This window comes from Gaiella occulta (assembly GCF_003351045.1).
Taxonomy (GTDB): Bacteria; Actinomycetota; Thermoleophilia; order Gaiellales; family Gaiellaceae; genus Gaiella; species Gaiella occulta.
Genome location: NZ_QQZY01000002.1, coordinates 547,917 through 562,864, shown reverse-complemented (window position 1 = coordinate 562,864; position 14,948 = coordinate 547,917). Strand labels below are relative to the sequence as shown.

The following is a 14,948-nucleotide window of genomic DNA, read 5'->3' as shown; positions in this document are numbered from 1 at the left end:
GCCGATGACGACGACCGCACCCCAAACTCCCCTGCTCGAGCTCCGCGGGATCTCGAAGAGCTTCGGCTCCGTGCAGGCGCTCAGCGACGTCGACTTCGAGGTCCGCGCGGGTGAGGTGATGGCGCTCGTCGGCGACAACGGCGCCGGCAAGTCGACGCTGATCAAGTGCGTCGCCGGCATCTACGCCGTGGACGGCGGCGAGCTGTTGTTCGACGGCCGGCGCGTCGACATCCACGGGCCGAAGGACGCGGCGAGGCTCGGGATCGAGGTCGTCTACCAGGATCTCGCCCTGTGCGACAACCTCGACGTCGTCCAGAACATGTATCTCGGCCGCGAGGCGCGCGACTGGCTGCAGCGGCTCAAGGAGCCCGTGATGGAGGCGAAGACGGCCGAGACGATGAAGAGCCTCGCCGTCACGACGATCGGCTCGATCCGCCGGCCGGTCGCGACGCTCTCGGGCGGCCAGCGGCAGTCGGTCGCCGTCGCCCGCGCGGTGATGTGGAACTCCCGCCTCGTCATCCTCGACGAGCCGACCGCGGCGCTCGGCGTCGCGCAGACGCAGCAGGTGCTCGAGCTCGTCGCGCGCCTCGCCGAGCAGGGGCTCGCGGTCGTTCTCATCTCGCACAACCTGCACGACATCTTCGAGGTCGCGACGCGGATCACGGTGCTGCGGCTCGGCCGCAACGTCGCCGTCTACGAGCGCGCCGGAACGACCCAGCAGGAGGTCGTGCAGGCGATCACGGCCGGTGTTCCGACGAAGGTCTCCGGCATCCCGTCGACGGCTCCGGAGGCGACCGCGTGACGGACGGCGACGTTCAGGCCGCTGCTCCGGCATTCGCAGGGGAGACCTTCTCGCAGCGGGTGCGCGACAACATCCGCGCGGGCAACCTCGGCAGCTGGCCGGTCGTCATCGGGCTGGCCGTCATCGTCCTCTTCTTCTCCCTGAAGGCGAACAACTTCTTCACGCCCTCCAACTTCATCAACATCATCACGCAGATGGCGGGAGTGACGATGCTGGCCTACGGCGTCGTGTTCGTTCTCCTGCTCGGCGAGATCGACCTCTCGATCAGCTACGTGAGCGGCATCGCCGGCGTCGTCGTCGCCCAGCTCACGCTCGCGGGGAGCGGGCATCAGATCCCGGGCCTCGTCGCCATCGCCCTCGCCATCGCGGCGTGCGCGGCGATCGGAGCGTTCCAGGGCTCGTTCGTCGCCTTCATCGGCGTTCCCGCGTTCGTCGTCACGCTCGCCGGCTTCCAGATCTGGCAGGGAGTGATCCAGAAGTCGATCCCGCAGGGCGTGCTCGTGATCCAGGACGACACGGTCAACAACGTGGCCAACTACTTCTTCTCCGACGGGGTCGGGTGGATCATCGCCGGCGTCGTCTCCGCCGTCTACGTCGCCGGCGTGCTGAGCGGGGTGCTCGCGCGTCGCCGCCACGGCGTCGCCGTACGCGATCCGTTCCTCGTCGCGGCCAAGCTCGTGGGCGTGACGGCGGTCGCGTTCGCCACCGTCGCCATCTGCAACAGGGACCGCGGCGTGCCCTTCGTCCTGCTCCTGATCGTGGCGATGCTGCTGCTGTGGACGTACGTCGCCAAGCGCACGACGTTCGGCCGTCACGTCTACGCCGTCGGCGGCAACGCGGAGGCCGCGCGGCGCGCGGGCATCAACGTCGTACGCGTCCGCATCCTCGTCTTCATGATCTCGAGCGGGATGGCCGGGCTCGGCGGCATCGTGCTCGCCGCGCGCCTCAACAGCGTCGACCTGAACGCGGGCGGCGGCACGCTCCTGATCGACGCGATCGCGGCGGCGGTCATCGGCGGCACGAGCCTCTTCGGCGGCCGCGGCGAGGTCCGCGACGCGCTGTTCGGCTCGCTCGTGATCGCGACCATCGCCAACGGCCTCAACACGCTCAACCTCACCCAGGGGGTCATCTTCGTCGTGACCGGAGCGATCCTGCTCTTCGCCGTGACGCTCGACACCGTGCTGCGCCGGCGCCAGACGAAGGCGGGGCGCTGAGCCTCAGCGGTACGTGATCGTCTCGCGCGTCCCGCTCTCACTCGAGCGGACGATCGCGTCGCACACCTCCGCGGCCCTGTAGCCGTCCTCGAACGTGGCTCCGTACGGGGCGACGTCGCCGTCGTCCGCGATCGCGCGCAGGAGATGGTGAATCTCGTGGACGAACGTCTCGCCCCAGCCGATGATGTGCCCGGGCGGCCACCAGAAATCCCAGAACGGATGGTCGGCCTCCGAGACGAGCACGGTCTTGAAGCCGCGGGCGCGGTCGCCGTCGGCCCGGAACACCTGGAGCTCGTTGAGCCGCTCCATGTCGAACGCGAGCGACCCCTTCGAGCCGTTGATCTCCCACTGGAACGCGTTGCGCCGGCCGAGCGCGAGCCTCGTGCACTCGATCGTCCCGACGGCGCCGTGCTCGAACTCGACGGCCGCCTCGACCGCGTCGTCGACCTGCCGGCCCGCGAGGAATGTCCGCATGAGGGCGGAGACGGTCGAGATCTCGCCGACGAGGAAGCGGGCGAGGTCGATCACGTGGGCGCCGAGGTCGCCGAGGGCGCCGGACCCGGCCTCGTCGGCGTGGAAGCGCCAGCTGTCGAGGGTCGGGTCGTCGCCCCAGTCCTGCAGGTAGCGGCCGCGAAAGTGCCTGATCTCGCCGAGCTCGCCCGCCTCGATCATCTCCCGGGCGAGCCGCACGGCGGGTACGAAGCGGTAGTTGAAGGCGCACAGATGCTTGACGCCGGTGGCGGCGACGCGCTGCCAGATAGCGTGGCTCTCGTCGGCGCTACGGCCGAGCGGCTTCTCGCACACGACGTGCTTTCCCGCTTCCGCGGCGGCGATCGTCGGCTCGGCGTGCAGGGAGTTGGGGCCGCCGTTGTCGAACAGGCCGATCGCCGGGTCGGAGACGATGTCCCGCCAGTCGGTCGTCCAGCGCTCGTAGCCGTACCGCTGCGCGGCGCCCGCGACCGCCTCTTCGTTGCGGCCGGCGATCGCGACGAGCCGCGGCCGCAGCGGGGGCGGCCACGTCATGTAGGAGATCTTGCGGAACGCATTCGAGTGGGCCTTGCCCATGAACGCGTACCCGAGCATGCCGATGCCGATCTCGTCGATCTCCCCGACGGCCCGGGTCTCGGGCCTCGCGCCTATCCCCGCCTGCTTCTCGCTCATCTGTCGCTCCTTCGCAGCGCCCCGGCTTCGCGTTCCGAGATACTACGGCTGCGCATGGGAGCGAGGACGTCAGCAGGTGGCCGATGAGACGCGCGCGCTCCGTCGTCGGCGCGGTACCCGGCGCGTGAGCGTCTGCGTCGGCCTCGATGTCGGCACGACCGGCGCGAAGGCGATCGCGATCGACCCGGACGGCGGCGTCGTGGCGCGGGCCGAGCGCGGCTACCCGCTCTCGACTCCGCGCCCCGGCTGGTCGGAGCAGGATCCGGAGCACTGGTGGCGCGCCGCGCAGGCGGCGCTCGCCGACGTCTCGGCGGGTCGCGAGGTCGCGGGCATCGGCCTCTCGGGGCAGATGCACGGGCTCGTCACGCTCGACGGCGCGGGCCGTGTGCTGCGTCCGGCGATCCTCTGGAACGACCAGCGCACCGGCGCCGAGTGCGCCGAGATCGAGGAGCGCGTCGGCCTCGACCGGCTCATCGCGCTGACCGGCAACCGGGCGCTGACCGGCTTCACCGCGCCGAAGCTCCTGTGGCTGCGCCGCCACGAGCCGGACGTGTACGCGCGTATCGCGCGCGTCCTGCTGCCGAAGGACTACGTGCGGCTGCGGCTGACCGGCGAGTGGGCGAGCGACGTCGCCGACGCCTCGGGGACGCTTCTCCTCGACGTCGCCCGGCGCACCTGGTCGGCCGAGGTGCTCGAGGCGCTCGAGTTGCCGGGCGCGTGGCTGCCGCCCGCGTTCGAGTCAGCGGAGGTCGCCGGCGCCACGATCGCTTGTGACAATGTGTCACAAGGGATCCCGGTCGCGGCGGGTTCCGGCGACTGCGCCGCTGCCGCGCTCGGAGTGGGAATCGACCATGCCGGCCCGCTCTCGGTCGTGCTCGGCACCTCTGGCGTCGTCTTCGCCGCGCTGCCGTCGTTTCACGCCGAGCCGCAGGCCCGCGTGCACGCGTTCTGCCATGCGGTGCCGGGTGCCTGGCATGCAATGGGCGTGATGCTGTCGGCTGCCGGCTCGCTGCAGTGGTTTCACGACCGGCTCGCTGTGGACGTGCCGTTCGAGCGGCTCGTCGCCGAGGCAGACGCGTGGGCGCCGGGCGCCGAGGGCCTGCTGTTCCAGCCCTACCTCGCGGGCGAGAGAACCCCACACGCCGATCCGCGCGCGAGGGCCGCGTTCGTCGGGCTCGGGGTGCGCCACGACCGCGGCGCGATGGTGCGGGCGGTGCTCGAGGGCGTCGCGTTCGGGCTGCGCGACTCGCTCGAGCTGCTCCGCGGCCTGGGTGTCGAGGCAGAGGCGGCGCGTGTCTCCGGCGGTGGCGCGCGTTCTCCGACATGGCTGCGCATCGTCGCCTCCGTGCTCGGCCTGCCGCTCGAGACGACGGCCGCCGAGGAGGGCTCCGCCTACGGCGCGGCGCTGCTCGGCGGTGTCGCCGGGGGCGTCTTCGCGGACGTGCACGACGCGGTCGCCCGCTGCGTGCGCGTGCGCGAGACGGTGGAGCCGGACACGACCTGGGCGGAAGCCTACGAGGAGATCCATGGGCGCTACCGTGCCCTCTATCCCGCACTGAAAGGAGTGGAGAACGCATGAGCACCACGCTTGCAGGGAAGGTCGCGTTCGTCACCGGCGCCAGCCGCGGTATCGGAGCCGCCGTCGCGAGATCTCTCGTCGCCGAAGGAGTGAAGGTCGGGCTCGCCTCTCGCAGCGGCGACGACCTCGGCCTCGAGAGCGCGATCGGCGTCCCTTGCGACGTCTCCGACCCGGCGCAGGTCGACGCCGCAGTGGCCGCGACGGTCGAGCGCTTCGGCAGGCTCGACATCCTCGTCGCGAACGCGGGCGTCGGCGCCTACGGGCCGTTCCTCGACCTGTCTCCCGCGCACCTCGAGGAGATGATCGACGTCAACCTGAAGGGGACGATCTACGCCGTGCGCGCGGCGCTGCCCCATCTGCTTCGAAGCGGCGAGGCCGACATCGTGACGCTCGCCTCCGAGGCAGGCCGGCGCGGGCTCCCGGGCGAGGCCGTCTACTGCGCGTCGAAGTTCGGGCAGGTCGGCTTCACGCGCGCGCTCGACGGCGAGCTGCGCGAGCACGGCGTCCGCTGCACGAACGTCTGCCCGGGCGGCGTCGCGACGGACTTCGCGCTCGACGAGGGGCGTGGCCGCAGCCGCGAGGTGCTCTCCGGCATGATGACCGCCGAAGACGTCGCCGAGGTGGTCATGTTCACCCTCACCCGCTCGCGCAACCACCGCATCCTGGAGACCGCGCTGCGTCCGATGAGCGAGGCTTCCTGGGGCTAACGCCACCGGTCGAGCCTCCGCAGGCCGAGAACGCCGATGAAACAGGAGACAGCATGCCAGTGAAGTGGGGAATCATCTCGACCGCCGACATCAATCGCCGCCTGATCCCGGGCGCGCAGGCATCCGACGAGGTCGAGCTGCTCGCGGTCGGGAGCCGCGACCGCGCGCGGGCCGAGGAGTTCGCGCGGAGATGGGGGATCGAGCGGGCGTACGGCTCCTACGAGGAGGTGCTCGCCGACCCGGACGTCGAGGCGGTCTACATCCCGCTGCCGAACTCGATGCACTGCGAGTGGTCGATCCGGGCGCTCGAGGCAGGCAAGCACGTTCTCTGCGAGAAGCCGATGAGCCGCCACGCGGCCGACGTCGAGGCGGCGTTCGACGTCTCCGAGCGGACCGGACGCCTGCTCACGGAGGCGTTCATGTACCGCCACAACCCCCAGACGAAGCGCCTCGAGGAGCTCGTCGACGTGGGAGCGATCGGTGAGCTTCGCGTCATCCGCTCGACCTTCAGCTACTCGCTCCACGACGCCGGCAACATCCGCCTGCGCACCGACGTCGAGGGGGGGTCGCTGATGGACGTCGGCTGCTACTGCGTCAGCGGCTCGCGGCTGCTCGGCGGCGAGCCCGAGGTCGTCTACGGCCGGCAGCTCACCGGCCCGACCGGCACCGACTGGGTGTTCGCCGGCATGATGCGATTCCCGGGCGACGTGCTCGCGCTCTTCGACTGCGGGACGACGCTCCCCGAGCGCGACGAGCTGGAGGCGATAGGCAGCGAGGGGTCGATCTTCCTCGACGACCCGTGGCACTGCCGGAACCCGGTGATCGAGCTTCGCCGCGACGGCGAGGTCGAGCGCATCGCCGTCGAGCCGGCCGACTCCTACCGGCTCGAGCTCGAGGACCTCGGCACTGCGATTCGCGGCGGCGGGGCGCCGCTGCTCGGCCGTGAGGACGCGGTCGCCCAGGCACGCACGATCGAGGCCCTCTACCGCTCCGCCGCCGAGGGCCGACCCGTCGAGCTGTGACTGCATGCGGCGGGGCAAACCGCTCGGCGGCTACGCTCGAAAGGTAGGAAGACAGACATCCTCTCCAACGCTGGGAGCACCATGACCCGTATCGCTCTCGCGGCGGCCGTCGCCGCCGCCGCTCTCGTCGCCGCGCTGCCGGCGGCCGCCGCCATACCGACCTTCAAGGGCACGGTCGGCCCGGGCTTCACCATCTCGATGGCCTCGAAGCCGACGAAGGCCGGGAAGATCAGGCTCGTGATCGCGGACAAGTCGAACATCCACAACTTCCACCTCACGGGCCCCGGCGTCAACATCAAGACGAGCGTGCCGGCCACCGGCTCGAAGACCTTCACGCTGACGCTGAAGAAGGGCACCTACCGGTTCGTGTGCGATCCGCACCTGACCTCGATGAAGGGCTCCTTCACCGTCAAGTAGGGATCGGCTCGATCGTGCCGCCGGCGATGCGCCAGGCGGTCAGCTCGTCGGTGCGCACCGTGTAGATGAGATACGGCTGGCCGGCCCACAGCCCGATGTTCCGCACGTCGGTGCGCGACGGGCGCGGCGGCGACGACACGTGCGAGTGGAAGACCGCCTGCGTCACGTCGCGGTCGTTGATGTCGGCCCACGAGAGCGGGTCGATCTCGAGCTCGAAGTGGTAGGGCGACGGCGACGCGTTGCGACCGGGCACGTACTCGACCGCCACGCCGTCCTCGAACAGCACGAGCCCGCAGGCCTCGTTCGGCAGCTCGGCTCGTGCGTGCTCTGCGAGCGCCTGCCGCACGCCGGCGGGCACTACCACCAGACGGTGCGCTCCATCGACTGCTCGACGTCCTCGTCGACCGCGTCCCAGAAGCCCGCCGACATGTACTTCCAGCCGGCGTCGGCGAGGATCGTCACGATCACGCCCTCGTCGAGATCCTCCGCGAGCCTGCGCGCGACGTGGACGGCGGCGCCGCACGAGACGCCGGCGAAGATGCCCTCGAGCTGGAGCAGCGCGCGCACGCCGTGCACCGACTCCGCGTTCGAGACGAGCACCTTGCGGTCGAGCTTGGAGACGTCGAGGATCGGCGGCACGTAGCCGTCGTCGAGCGAGCGCAGACCCATCACCGGGTCGCCCGGCAGCGGCTCGGCGGCCGCGACGAGGATGTCCGGGAACGACTCGCGCAGTCGCTCGCCGGTGCCCATCAGCGTGCCGCCGGTGCCGAGGCCCGCCACGAGCACGTCGACCCGCTCGAGCGCCTCGGCGATCTCGGCGCCGGTGCCCTCGTAGTGGGCGCGCGGGTTGGCCGGGTTCGCGTACTGGAACGGCATGAAGTACTTCGGGTCGCGTTCGGCCAGCTCGAGCGCGAGCCGGACGGCGCCGTTCGAGCCCTGCTCGCCCGGCGAGAGCACGATCTCCGCGCCGTAGAGCCGCAGCAGGCGCTTGCGCTCCTCCGTCGCGTTCTCCGGCATCACGCAGGTGAGCGGATAGCCCTTCAGCTTCGCCACCAGCGCCAGCGCGTGCCCGGTGTTCCCCGACGTCGGCTCGAGCAGGTGGCGCCCCGGCTCCAGCTCGCCGGCGGTCTCGGCCGCCTCGATCATCGCCTTCGCGACCCGGTCCTTGATCGACCCGGTCGGGTTCTGCCCCTCGAGCTTCGCGTAGATCTTCACCGCCGGCTTCGGCGAGATCCGCGGCAACTCGACGAGCGGCGTGTTGCCGATGAGATCGAGCAGGGACGGCGTGACCGCGCTGCGCACGCTCAGGCGCCTCCCGCCATCGCCGGCAGGAGGATCACGGCCTGGCCGGCCCCGATCGCGGTGTCGAGCCCGTCGAGGGTGCGCACGTCCTCGCCGCCGAGGTAGACGTTGACGAACGGCGCGATGCCCCCGTCGGCGAAGATCTGCGCGCCGAGGGCCGGGTAGCGCGAGACGAGGTCGTCGAGCACCTCGCGCACGGTGCTGCCGGACGCCTCGACCTGCCGCGCGCCGCCGACCTCGTTGCGCAGCGTGGGGGGGATGCGGACGGCGGTCATGCGTGCACCGGCCGCTGCGCGCCCGGCGCACCCGACGGCGCGCCGGCGCAGAACTCGACGTAGTCGATGTACTCGGAGATCGACGGCGTCTCGCCGCAGACCGGGCAGGTCGGGTCTCTCTTCACGGTCACCTCGTCGAAGGTCGTGTGCAGGGCGTCGAACAGGAGCAGGCGGCCGGTCAGCGTCTCGCCGGCGCCGAGGATCAGCTTCAGCGCCTCGCTCGCCTGGAGCGAGCCGACGATGCCGGGCAGCACGCCGAGCACGCCGCCCTCCGCGCAGCTCGGGGCGAGCTCGGGCGGCGGCGGGGCGGGGTAGAGGCAGCGGTAGCAGGGGCCGGCGTGGGGATGGAAGACGGTCACCTGCCCCTCGAAGCGGTAGATCGACCCGTGCACGACGGGAATGTCGTGCCAGACGGAGGCGTCGTTGACGAGGTAGCGGGTGGGGAAGTTGTCCGCGCCGTCGACGATCACGTCCCAGCCGTCGGCGAGGATCCGCTCGACGTTCTCCGACGTCAGTCGCTCCTGGTACGGGACCACCTCGACGTCGGGGTTGAGCGCCTCGATCGTGCGCTTCGCCGACAGCACCTTCGGCTCGCCGAGGGTGTCGGTCGAGTGCACGATCTGGCGCTGCAGGTTCGAGTCGTCGACGACGTCGGCGTCGACGACGCCGAGCGTGCCCACGCCCGCCGCCGCGAGATAGAGCGACGCCGGCGAGCCGAGCCCGCCGGCCCCGATGAGGAGGACGCGCGCCGCGAGGAGCTTCTGCTGCCCTTCCTCGCCCACCTCGGGGATGAGGATGTGGCGCGAGTAGCGGGCGCGTTGCGCGGGTGTCAGCGCCTGCGGCGTCACGTACGTGAAGCCGTTGCGCTTCCAGTCGGCGAAGCCGCCGGCCATCGACCGCACCCGCTCGTACCCGAGCTCGGCGAGCGACTTGGCCGCGAAGGCGGAGCGGGCGCCGCCCGCGCAGTAGACGACGATCTCGCGGCCCCTGTCGGGCACGAGCGTCTCGACGCGCGACTCGAGGTTCCCGCGCGGCACGTGGACCGCGCCCGGCAGGTGGCCCTCCTGCCATTCCTCCTGCTCGCGCACGTCGAGGAGCAACGGCGGCTGCGGCGCGGCGAGCAGCGCATGGGTGTCGGGTGTCGAGATCTCGTCGATCTCGGCCTTGACGTGTGCGAGGAGCTCTCTGTAGGTCGTCATTACTTCAAAGACTATAGCGAGGTTGGACGCTCTCCCGAAAGGGTCTCGCATAGCTGTAACGACAGCGGCGCGATCGTGTTCCCGGCTACCTTCACGGCATGAGCCCCCGCACCCGCGTGATCGCCGTCGTCGTCGCCGCCGCCGCCCTCGCCGCGGCCGCGGTCGTCGGCATCACGATCGCCTCCGGCGACCGCCCCCAGACGACCGCCCCGTCCGGCCCGCCGCAGCGCCGCGGAGCGCCGCCGCTGTCGCTCGACCTCGGCGTGCGCACGGATCGCGAGGCACGCGACCTGCGGCAGGCGCTCCGGCTCTACGAGGCCGGCAAGCGCACTGGGGCGGCGGCGCTGTTCCAGCGCTACGACTCGCTCGAGGCGCGCGTCGGCCGCGCGTTCAGCGGCTGGCCCGAGGGGACGCTCGCACGCCTGACGCAGCTCGCCGGGCTCCACCCGAAGAGCGCCGTGATCCAGCTCAATCTCGGCATCGTCCAGCTCTGGACCGGCGAGAGCGACGGCAAGGCGGCATGGCGGTCGGCCGCCGCCTCGGAGCCGGACAGCGCGTACGCCGTCACGGCCGGCAACCTGCTCTATCCCGAATACGCCCGCAACCTGCCCATCTTCGTCCCCACCCGGCCGATGCCGGCCGCGGTGAACGAGCTCCGGGGCCGCCCCGACGCTCAGCTCGCGCTGCTCGCGCGCAACGCGGGCAGCGGGCGCGTCGACGACCGGCTCTTCTACGGGGTCGCCCTGCAGCGCCTCGGCAAGCAGCGCTCGGCCGAGCGGCAGTACGCCGCCGCCGCGCGCAGCGCGCCGGGCGACGCCCAGGCGCAGGTCGCCGCCGCCGTCGGCCGCTTCGACAAGGCCAGGCCGGCGGCGGCATTCTCGCGGCTCGGCCCGCTCACGCGTCGCTTCCCCCGCGCGGCGACGGTGCGCTTCCACCTCGGGCTCCTGCTGCTGTGGTCGGGGCAGGTGAAGGAGGCGAAGCGCCAGCTCGCGCTCGCCCGCGCCTCCGAGCCCTCCTCGCCGCTTGCGCGCGAGGCCGGGCGCTACCTCGACGAGCTCGCCGCGGCCGGCGTCTGACCCGCCCGAGGCGACTTTTTGACGCCGGCCCATCGCGACGGCTACCGTCAGGGCGACGCGAGCGAAAAGGGGGCGGACCTGAGCGCACTTGATCCAGGGAGCACGGCGCAACCCCCCGTCGAGGGCGCCGGCGTCCTCGAACTTGCCGAGGCGCGCTCGCTCTTCGACGCCGGCCGGCTCGCGGGCAAGCTCGACGCCGAGGAGGTGGCGCTCGCGCTCGACGAGCTCGACCTCGACGCGGCGCAGCTGGACGAGTTCTACTCGGCCCTCGAGGACGCGCAGATCGAGGTGGTCGGAGGCGACGACGCCGACAAGGAGTGGGAGGCGGACGCCGAGATATCCACCGACACGCTCCAGCTCTTCCTCAAGGACATCGGCAAGGTGCCGCTGCTCAGCGCGGCGCAGGAGGTCGAGCTCGCCAAGCGCATCGAGGCCGGCGACCACTCCGCCAAGCAGGCGATGGTCGAGGCCAACCTGCGCCTCGTCGTGTCGATCGCCAAGCGCTACCGCAACCAGGGGCTGCCGTTTCTCGACCTCATCCAGGAGGGGACGATCGGCCTCGTGCGCGCGGCCGAGAAGTTCGACCACCGCAAGGGCTTCAAGTTCTCGACCTACGCGACCTGGTGGATCCGCCAGGCGGTGGCGCGCGCGATCGCCGACAAGGGCCGCACCATCCGCATGCCCGTGCACGTCGTCGAGAAGCTCAACAAGATCAACCGCTCCGAGCGCAAGCTGCGCGCCGAGCTCGCGCGCGAGCCGACGGCGGCCGAGATCGCGAAGGACCTCGACCTCTCGCTCGCGGAGGTGGAGCAGATCCGCCGCTCCGCGCAGACACCCGTCTCGCTCGAGAAGCCGGTCGGTGACGACGAGGAGTCCGAGTTCGGGCATTTCCTCACCGACGAGACCGCGCCGCTGCCGGACGAGGAGGCGGAGGTGGCGCTGCGGCGCGAGGCGCTGCGCTCCATCCTCGGCTCGCTGTCGCCGCGCGAGCGCGCCGTGCTCGAGCTGCGCTACGGGCTCGACGGCAACCAGCCGCGTACGCTCGACGAGGTCGGACGCGCCTTCAACGTCACGCGCGAGCGCATCCGCCAGATCGAGCACCAGAGCCTCAAGAAGCTGCGCGCGCTCGCCGAGGCGAGCAGCGTGCGCGACGTCGCCTGAGCCGGACTGCATCCGGCGACGCCCGCGGTCCTTACAATCGTCGTCCGTGCTGCTCCCGCCGACCGACCAGCTTGTCGCCGAGCTCGCCGAGCTCATCGCGATTCCCTCCGTCAGCGCCGATCCCGACCGTCAGGACGACGTCGCGGCGGCCGCGCGCTGGGTCGCCGCGCGCGTGCGCGCCGCCGGCGGCGTGGCCGACGTCGTCCCGTGGGGCGACCGGCCGCTGGTCGTCGGCGAGCTCGAGGCCTCGACGAGCCCCGAGACGGCGCCGACGATCCTCGTCTACGGCCACTTCGACGTGCAGCCGCCCGACCCGCTCGAGCTGTGGGAGTCGCCCCCGTTCGCGCTCGTCGAGCGCGACGGCTGGCTCTATGCCCGCGGCACCGCCGACGACAAGGGCCAGCTGTACATGCTGCTGAAGGCCGCCGGGCTGCTCGCCGCGGCCGGCGAGCTGCCCGTCAACATCCGCTTCGCCTGCGACGGCGAGGAGGAGATCGGCGGCCACTCGATCGTCGACTGGCTCGCGCAGGACGCGCGCGGCGCCGACGCCGCCGTCGTGTTCGACAGCGGCATGGTCGAGCGCGGCCGGCCCGCCTTCAACATCGCCGTGCGCGGGCTCTGCTACTTCCACGTCACGGTGCGCACCGGCGAGCGCGACCTGCACTCCGGCATGTACGGCGGCGCGTCGCTCAACGCGATGCACGCGATGATGCAGACGCTGTCCGGGGTGCTCCCGCGAGACGGCCGCCTGCCGGAGGCCCTCCGCGCCGGGGTCGTGCCTCCTTCGGCCGACGAGCTCGCGGCCTGGGCCGCGCTGCCGGCCGGCCCCGGCGAGATCGCCGCGGCAGGCTCGCGCCCGGCCGACCCGCGTGCCGGCGAGGAGTTCTACGTGCGCACGTGGGCCGAGCCGTCGCTGGACGTGCACGGCATCCTCGGCGGCTCGCCCGTGCTGCAGAAGACCGTGATCCCCGTCGAGGCGGAGGCGAACCTCTCCATCAGGCTCGTCGGCGACCAGGATCCCGCGCAGATGACGGCGGCCGTGGAGCGGCTGCTGCGCGAGGCGGCGCCGCCGGGCGCGGCCGTCGACGTGCGCGTGCTCTCCTCGGCGCCTCCCGGCCTCGTCTCGGCCGACGCTCCCGCGGTGCGGCTCGGGCTCGAGGCATTCGAGGAGGTGCTGGGCGTGCGGCCGCTGTTGATCCGCTCCGGCGGCGCGATCCCGCTCGTGTCGGCGCTCGCCTCGCGCGGCGTCGCCACCGTGTTGACGGGCTTCTCCCTCAACGAGTCGAACATCCACTCGCCGAACGAGCGCATTCCTGCCGAGTACCTCCCTCTCGGCGTCGCCGCGGCCGCCGCTCTCTTCCGTCGCTTCGCCCGGCTTGGGTAGCGCTCCCTACTCGTCGCCGCTCGCGCAGGATCTCGCCGGCGGCGTGCTCGAGCGCTTCCTGCGCTACGTCCGCGTCGACACCCAGGCGGCCGAGGGCGCGGCGGCGTATCCGAGCACGGCCGCACAGCTCGACCTCTCGCGCATGCTCGCGGCGGAGCTGCGGCAGATCGGGCTCGACGACGTCGAGCTGACCGGGCACGGCTACGTGTTCGCGACGCTGCCCGGCGCTCCCGGCGCGCCCGTCGTGGGGCTGATCGCGCACGTCGACACGACGCCGGAGGCGCCCGGGGCCGGCGTGTCGCCGATCGTGCACGAGGACTACGCGGGCGCGCCGATCGTGCTGCCCGGCGACCCGTCGCAGGTGCTCGACCCCGACGAGGAGCCCGAGCTCGCCGCCCGTCACGGTCACGACATCGTCACGAGCGACGGCGCCACGTTGCTCGGCGCCGACGACAAGGCCGGCGTGGCCGAGATCATGGCCGCCGTGGCCTACCTCGCGGCGCATCCGCATCCCGCGCACGCCACCGTCCGCGTCGCCTTCACGGTGGACGAGGAGGTCGGCCGTGGGACGCTGCACTTCGACCTCGACGCGTTCGGCGCCGACGTCGCCTACACGCTCGACGGCTCCGGCATCGGCGAGATCGAGGTCGAGACGTTCTCGGCGCGCGCGATGAAGGTCACGATCCGCGGCCGCGGCGCGCACCCCGGCTCGGCGAAGGGGAGGCTCGTGAACGCCGTCAAGCTGGCGGCGGACTTCGTCGCCAGCCTGCCCCGGGACACGCTCTCCCCCGAGACGACCGAGGGTCGTGAAGGCTTCATCCACCCGTCACGCGTGCACGGCTCGGTCGAGGATGCCGTCGTGAACCTCATCGTGCGCGACCACGACGACGCCAAGCTCGAGCAGCACACCGAGCTCGTGCGGCGTCTCGCCGCCCGGATCGAGGAGCGGGAGCCGCGCGCCCGGGTGACGGTGGAGAGCGTCGACAGCTACCACAACATGCGCTCCGTCATCGACCGGCACCCGCGCGTGGTCGCGGCCGCCGAGGAGGCGATTCGCCGCGCCGGCGTCGAGCCCGTGCGCTCGATCATCCGCGGCGGCACCGACGGCGCCGTGCTCTCGGCGCGAGGCCTGCCGACGCCGAACATCTTCACCGGCGGCCAGAACTACCACTCGCTACGCGAATGGGCGAGCGTCCAGGACATGGCCGCCGCTGCGGCCACGGTGGTCGAGTTGGCACGCGTCTGGGCCGAAGCGGAGACGTGAGATCGGAGGCGTCAGTCGCCGTGGACGCCGCAGCCGAGCCACTCGTGGCCGAAGCGGCGCATCTCCGCGACGAGCGGCAGCAGCGCGCGGCCCTTGCCGGTCAGCTCGTACTCGACGCGCGGGGGCGACTCGGCGTAGCTGTGGCGCACGACGATCTCCTCCGCCTCCAGCCAGCGCAGCCGCTCCGCCAGCGTGCGCGGGCTGATGCCGGCGCACGAGTGCTCGATCTCGGTGAAGCGCCGCGGGCCCTCGGAGAGGTCGTGCACGATCAGCACCGTCCACTTGGCGCCGACGATCTCCGCGCAGGCCGCGACCGAGCAGGTCTTGCTCGCATGCACCGAGAGCATCGTGCGAGTGGACACGTTCCCAGTGTAGACGTCGGCCT

The 14,948-nt window shown here is 71.9% G+C and carries 16 protein-coding genes; 10 read left to right on the top strand and 6 right to left on the bottom strand.

All coding sequences use genetic code 11. From position 1 onward, the window contains the following. Positions 1-4 precede the first annotated feature (4 nt). Both Gocc_RS06470 and Gocc_RS06465 read left to right on the top strand, forming a co-directional pair. Complete coding sequence (locus Gocc_RS06470; RefSeq protein ID WP_114795691.1) at positions 5-802, top strand: ATP-binding cassette domain-containing protein; 798 nt, start codon at positions 5-7, stop codon at positions 800-802. After that, positions 799-2,016, top strand: a complete 1,218-nt coding sequence (locus Gocc_RS06465; RefSeq protein ID WP_114795690.1) for a sugar ABC transporter permease — start codon at positions 799-801, stop codon at positions 2,014-2,016. The genes Gocc_RS06470 and Gocc_RS06465 overlap by 4 nt, the downstream gene beginning before the upstream one ends. Before the next feature lie 3 nt (positions 2,017-2,019). Here the strand turns inward: Gocc_RS06465 and Gocc_RS06460 are convergent, their stop codons facing one another. Further along, entirely contained in the window at positions 2,020-3,177 is a 1,158-nt protein-coding gene (locus Gocc_RS06460) for a Gfo/Idh/MocA family protein (protein WP_114795689.1), read from the bottom strand. A 124-nt stretch (positions 3,178-3,301) separates the two neighbouring features. Here Gocc_RS06460 and xylB point away from each other — a divergent pair, with 124 nt between their 5' ends. The 4 genes from xylB to Gocc_RS06440 all read left to right on the top strand — a co-directional run bounded on the left by xylB (position 3,302) and on the right by Gocc_RS06440 (position 6,902). Then, the gene (xylB, locus tag Gocc_RS06455) at positions 3,302-4,756 is read left to right on the top strand and encodes a xylulokinase (RefSeq protein WP_114795825.1); all 1,455 of its coding nucleotides are present in this window, start codon (positions 3,302-3,304) and stop codon (positions 4,754-4,756) included. Then, entirely contained in the window at positions 4,753-5,463 is a 711-nt protein-coding gene (locus Gocc_RS06450; protein ID WP_114795688.1) for an SDR family oxidoreductase, read from the top strand. Before xylB ends, Gocc_RS06450 begins: the two co-directional genes overlap by 4 nt. Positions 5,464-5,516: 53 nt before the next feature. Next, complete coding sequence (locus tag Gocc_RS06445; protein WP_114795687.1) at positions 5,517-6,485, top strand: Gfo/Idh/MocA family protein; 969 nt, start codon at positions 5,517-5,519, stop codon at positions 6,483-6,485. A gap of 81 nt (positions 6,486-6,566) precedes the next feature. Then, positions 6,567-6,902 carry a cupredoxin domain-containing protein gene (locus tag Gocc_RS06440; protein WP_114795686.1) on the top strand — a complete coding sequence of 112 codons (336 nt, stop codon included), beginning with the start codon at positions 6,567-6,569 and terminating at the stop codon, positions 6,900-6,902. Here Gocc_RS06440 and Gocc_RS06435 read toward each other — a convergent pair. Genes Gocc_RS06435 through moeB form a run of 4 tightly spaced genes read right to left on the bottom strand, consistent with a single transcriptional unit; the run spans position 6,895 to position 9,678 of the window. After that, on the bottom strand, positions 6,895-7,266 hold the full coding sequence (locus tag Gocc_RS06435; protein WP_181813429.1) for a M67 family metallopeptidase: 372 nt from the start codon (positions 7,264-7,266) through the stop codon (positions 6,895-6,897). The two genes, Gocc_RS06440 and Gocc_RS06435, sit on opposite strands and share 8 nt — an antisense overlap. Then, entirely contained in the window at positions 7,260-8,204 is a 945-nt protein-coding gene (locus Gocc_RS06430) for a PLP-dependent cysteine synthase family protein (RefSeq protein WP_114795684.1), read from the bottom strand. Before Gocc_RS06430 ends, Gocc_RS06435 begins: the two co-directional genes overlap by 7 nt. Positions 8,205-8,206: 2 nt before the next feature. Beyond that, positions 8,207-8,479 (bottom strand): ubiquitin-like small modifier protein 1, encoded by a 273-nt coding sequence (locus Gocc_RS06425; RefSeq protein WP_114795683.1) that lies wholly within the window; start codon positions 8,477-8,479, stop codon positions 8,207-8,209. Continuing rightward, positions 8,476-9,678 (bottom strand): molybdopterin-synthase adenylyltransferase MoeB, encoded by a 1,203-nt coding sequence (gene moeB, locus Gocc_RS06420; RefSeq protein WP_220150482.1) that lies wholly within the window; start codon positions 9,676-9,678, stop codon positions 8,476-8,478. The genes Gocc_RS06425 and moeB overlap by 4 nt, the downstream gene beginning before the upstream one ends. A gap of 98 nt (positions 9,679-9,776) precedes the next feature. Here moeB and Gocc_RS06415 point away from each other — a divergent pair, with 98 nt between their 5' ends. The 4 genes from Gocc_RS06415 to pepT all read left to right on the top strand — a co-directional run bounded on the left by Gocc_RS06415 (position 9,777) and on the right by pepT (position 14,563). Further along, positions 9,777-10,754, top strand: coding sequence for a tetratricopeptide repeat protein (locus Gocc_RS06415; protein WP_114795681.1), 978 nt, complete (start codon positions 9,777-9,779; stop codon positions 10,752-10,754). Positions 10,755-10,832: 78 nt separating this feature from the next. Then, entirely contained in the window at positions 10,833-11,915 is a 1,083-nt protein-coding gene (locus tag Gocc_RS06410) for a sigma-70 family RNA polymerase sigma factor (RefSeq protein WP_114795824.1), read from the top strand. 46 nt (positions 11,916-11,961) lie between these two features. After that, entirely contained in the window at positions 11,962-13,299 is a 1,338-nt protein-coding gene (locus Gocc_RS06405; protein WP_181813428.1) for a M20/M25/M40 family metallo-hydrolase, read from the top strand. Further along, on the top strand, positions 13,292-14,563 hold the full coding sequence (gene pepT / locus Gocc_RS06400) for a peptidase T (RefSeq protein WP_114795679.1): 1,272 nt from the start codon (positions 13,292-13,294) through the stop codon (positions 14,561-14,563). Before Gocc_RS06405 ends, pepT begins: the two co-directional genes overlap by 8 nt. Before the next feature lie 11 nt (positions 14,564-14,574). Here pepT and Gocc_RS06395 read toward each other — a convergent pair whose 3' ends face one another. Next, the gene (locus Gocc_RS06395) at positions 14,575-14,925 is read right to left on the bottom strand and encodes a winged helix-turn-helix transcriptional regulator (protein WP_220150480.1); all 351 of its coding nucleotides are present in this window, start codon (positions 14,923-14,925) and stop codon (positions 14,575-14,577) included. Positions 14,926-14,948: the final 23 nt, after the last annotated feature.

Bases quoted from the DNA above. Each gene is read 5' to 3' on its own strand.
- Gocc_RS06470 (WP_114795691.1), top strand. From the start codon at position 5: ATGACGACGACCGCACCCCAAACTCCCCTGCTCGAGCTCCGCGGGATC.
- Gocc_RS06460 (WP_114795689.1), bottom strand. From the start codon at position 3,177: ATGAGCGAGAAGCAGGCGGGGATAGGCGCGAGGCCCGAGACCCGGGCC.
- Gocc_RS06450 (WP_114795688.1), top strand. From the start codon at position 4,753: ATGAGCACCACGCTTGCAGGGAAGGTCGCGTTCGTCACCGGCGCCAGC.
- Gocc_RS06445 (WP_114795687.1), top strand. From the start codon at position 5,517: ATGCCAGTGAAGTGGGGAATCATCTCGACCGCCGACATCAATCGCCGC.
- Gocc_RS06440 (WP_114795686.1), top strand. From the start codon at position 6,567: ATGACCCGTATCGCTCTCGCGGCGGCCGTCGCCGCCGCCGCTCTCGTC.
- Gocc_RS06425 (WP_114795683.1), bottom strand. From the start codon at position 8,479: ATGACCGCCGTCCGCATCCCCCCCACGCTGCGCAACGAGGTCGGCGGC.
- moeB (WP_220150482.1), bottom strand. From the start codon at position 9,678: ATGACGACCTACAGAGAGCTCCTCGCACACGTCAAGGCCGAGATCGAC.
- Gocc_RS06415 (WP_114795681.1), top strand. From the start codon at position 9,777: ATGAGCCCCCGCACCCGCGTGATCGCCGTCGTCGTCGCCGCCGCCGCC.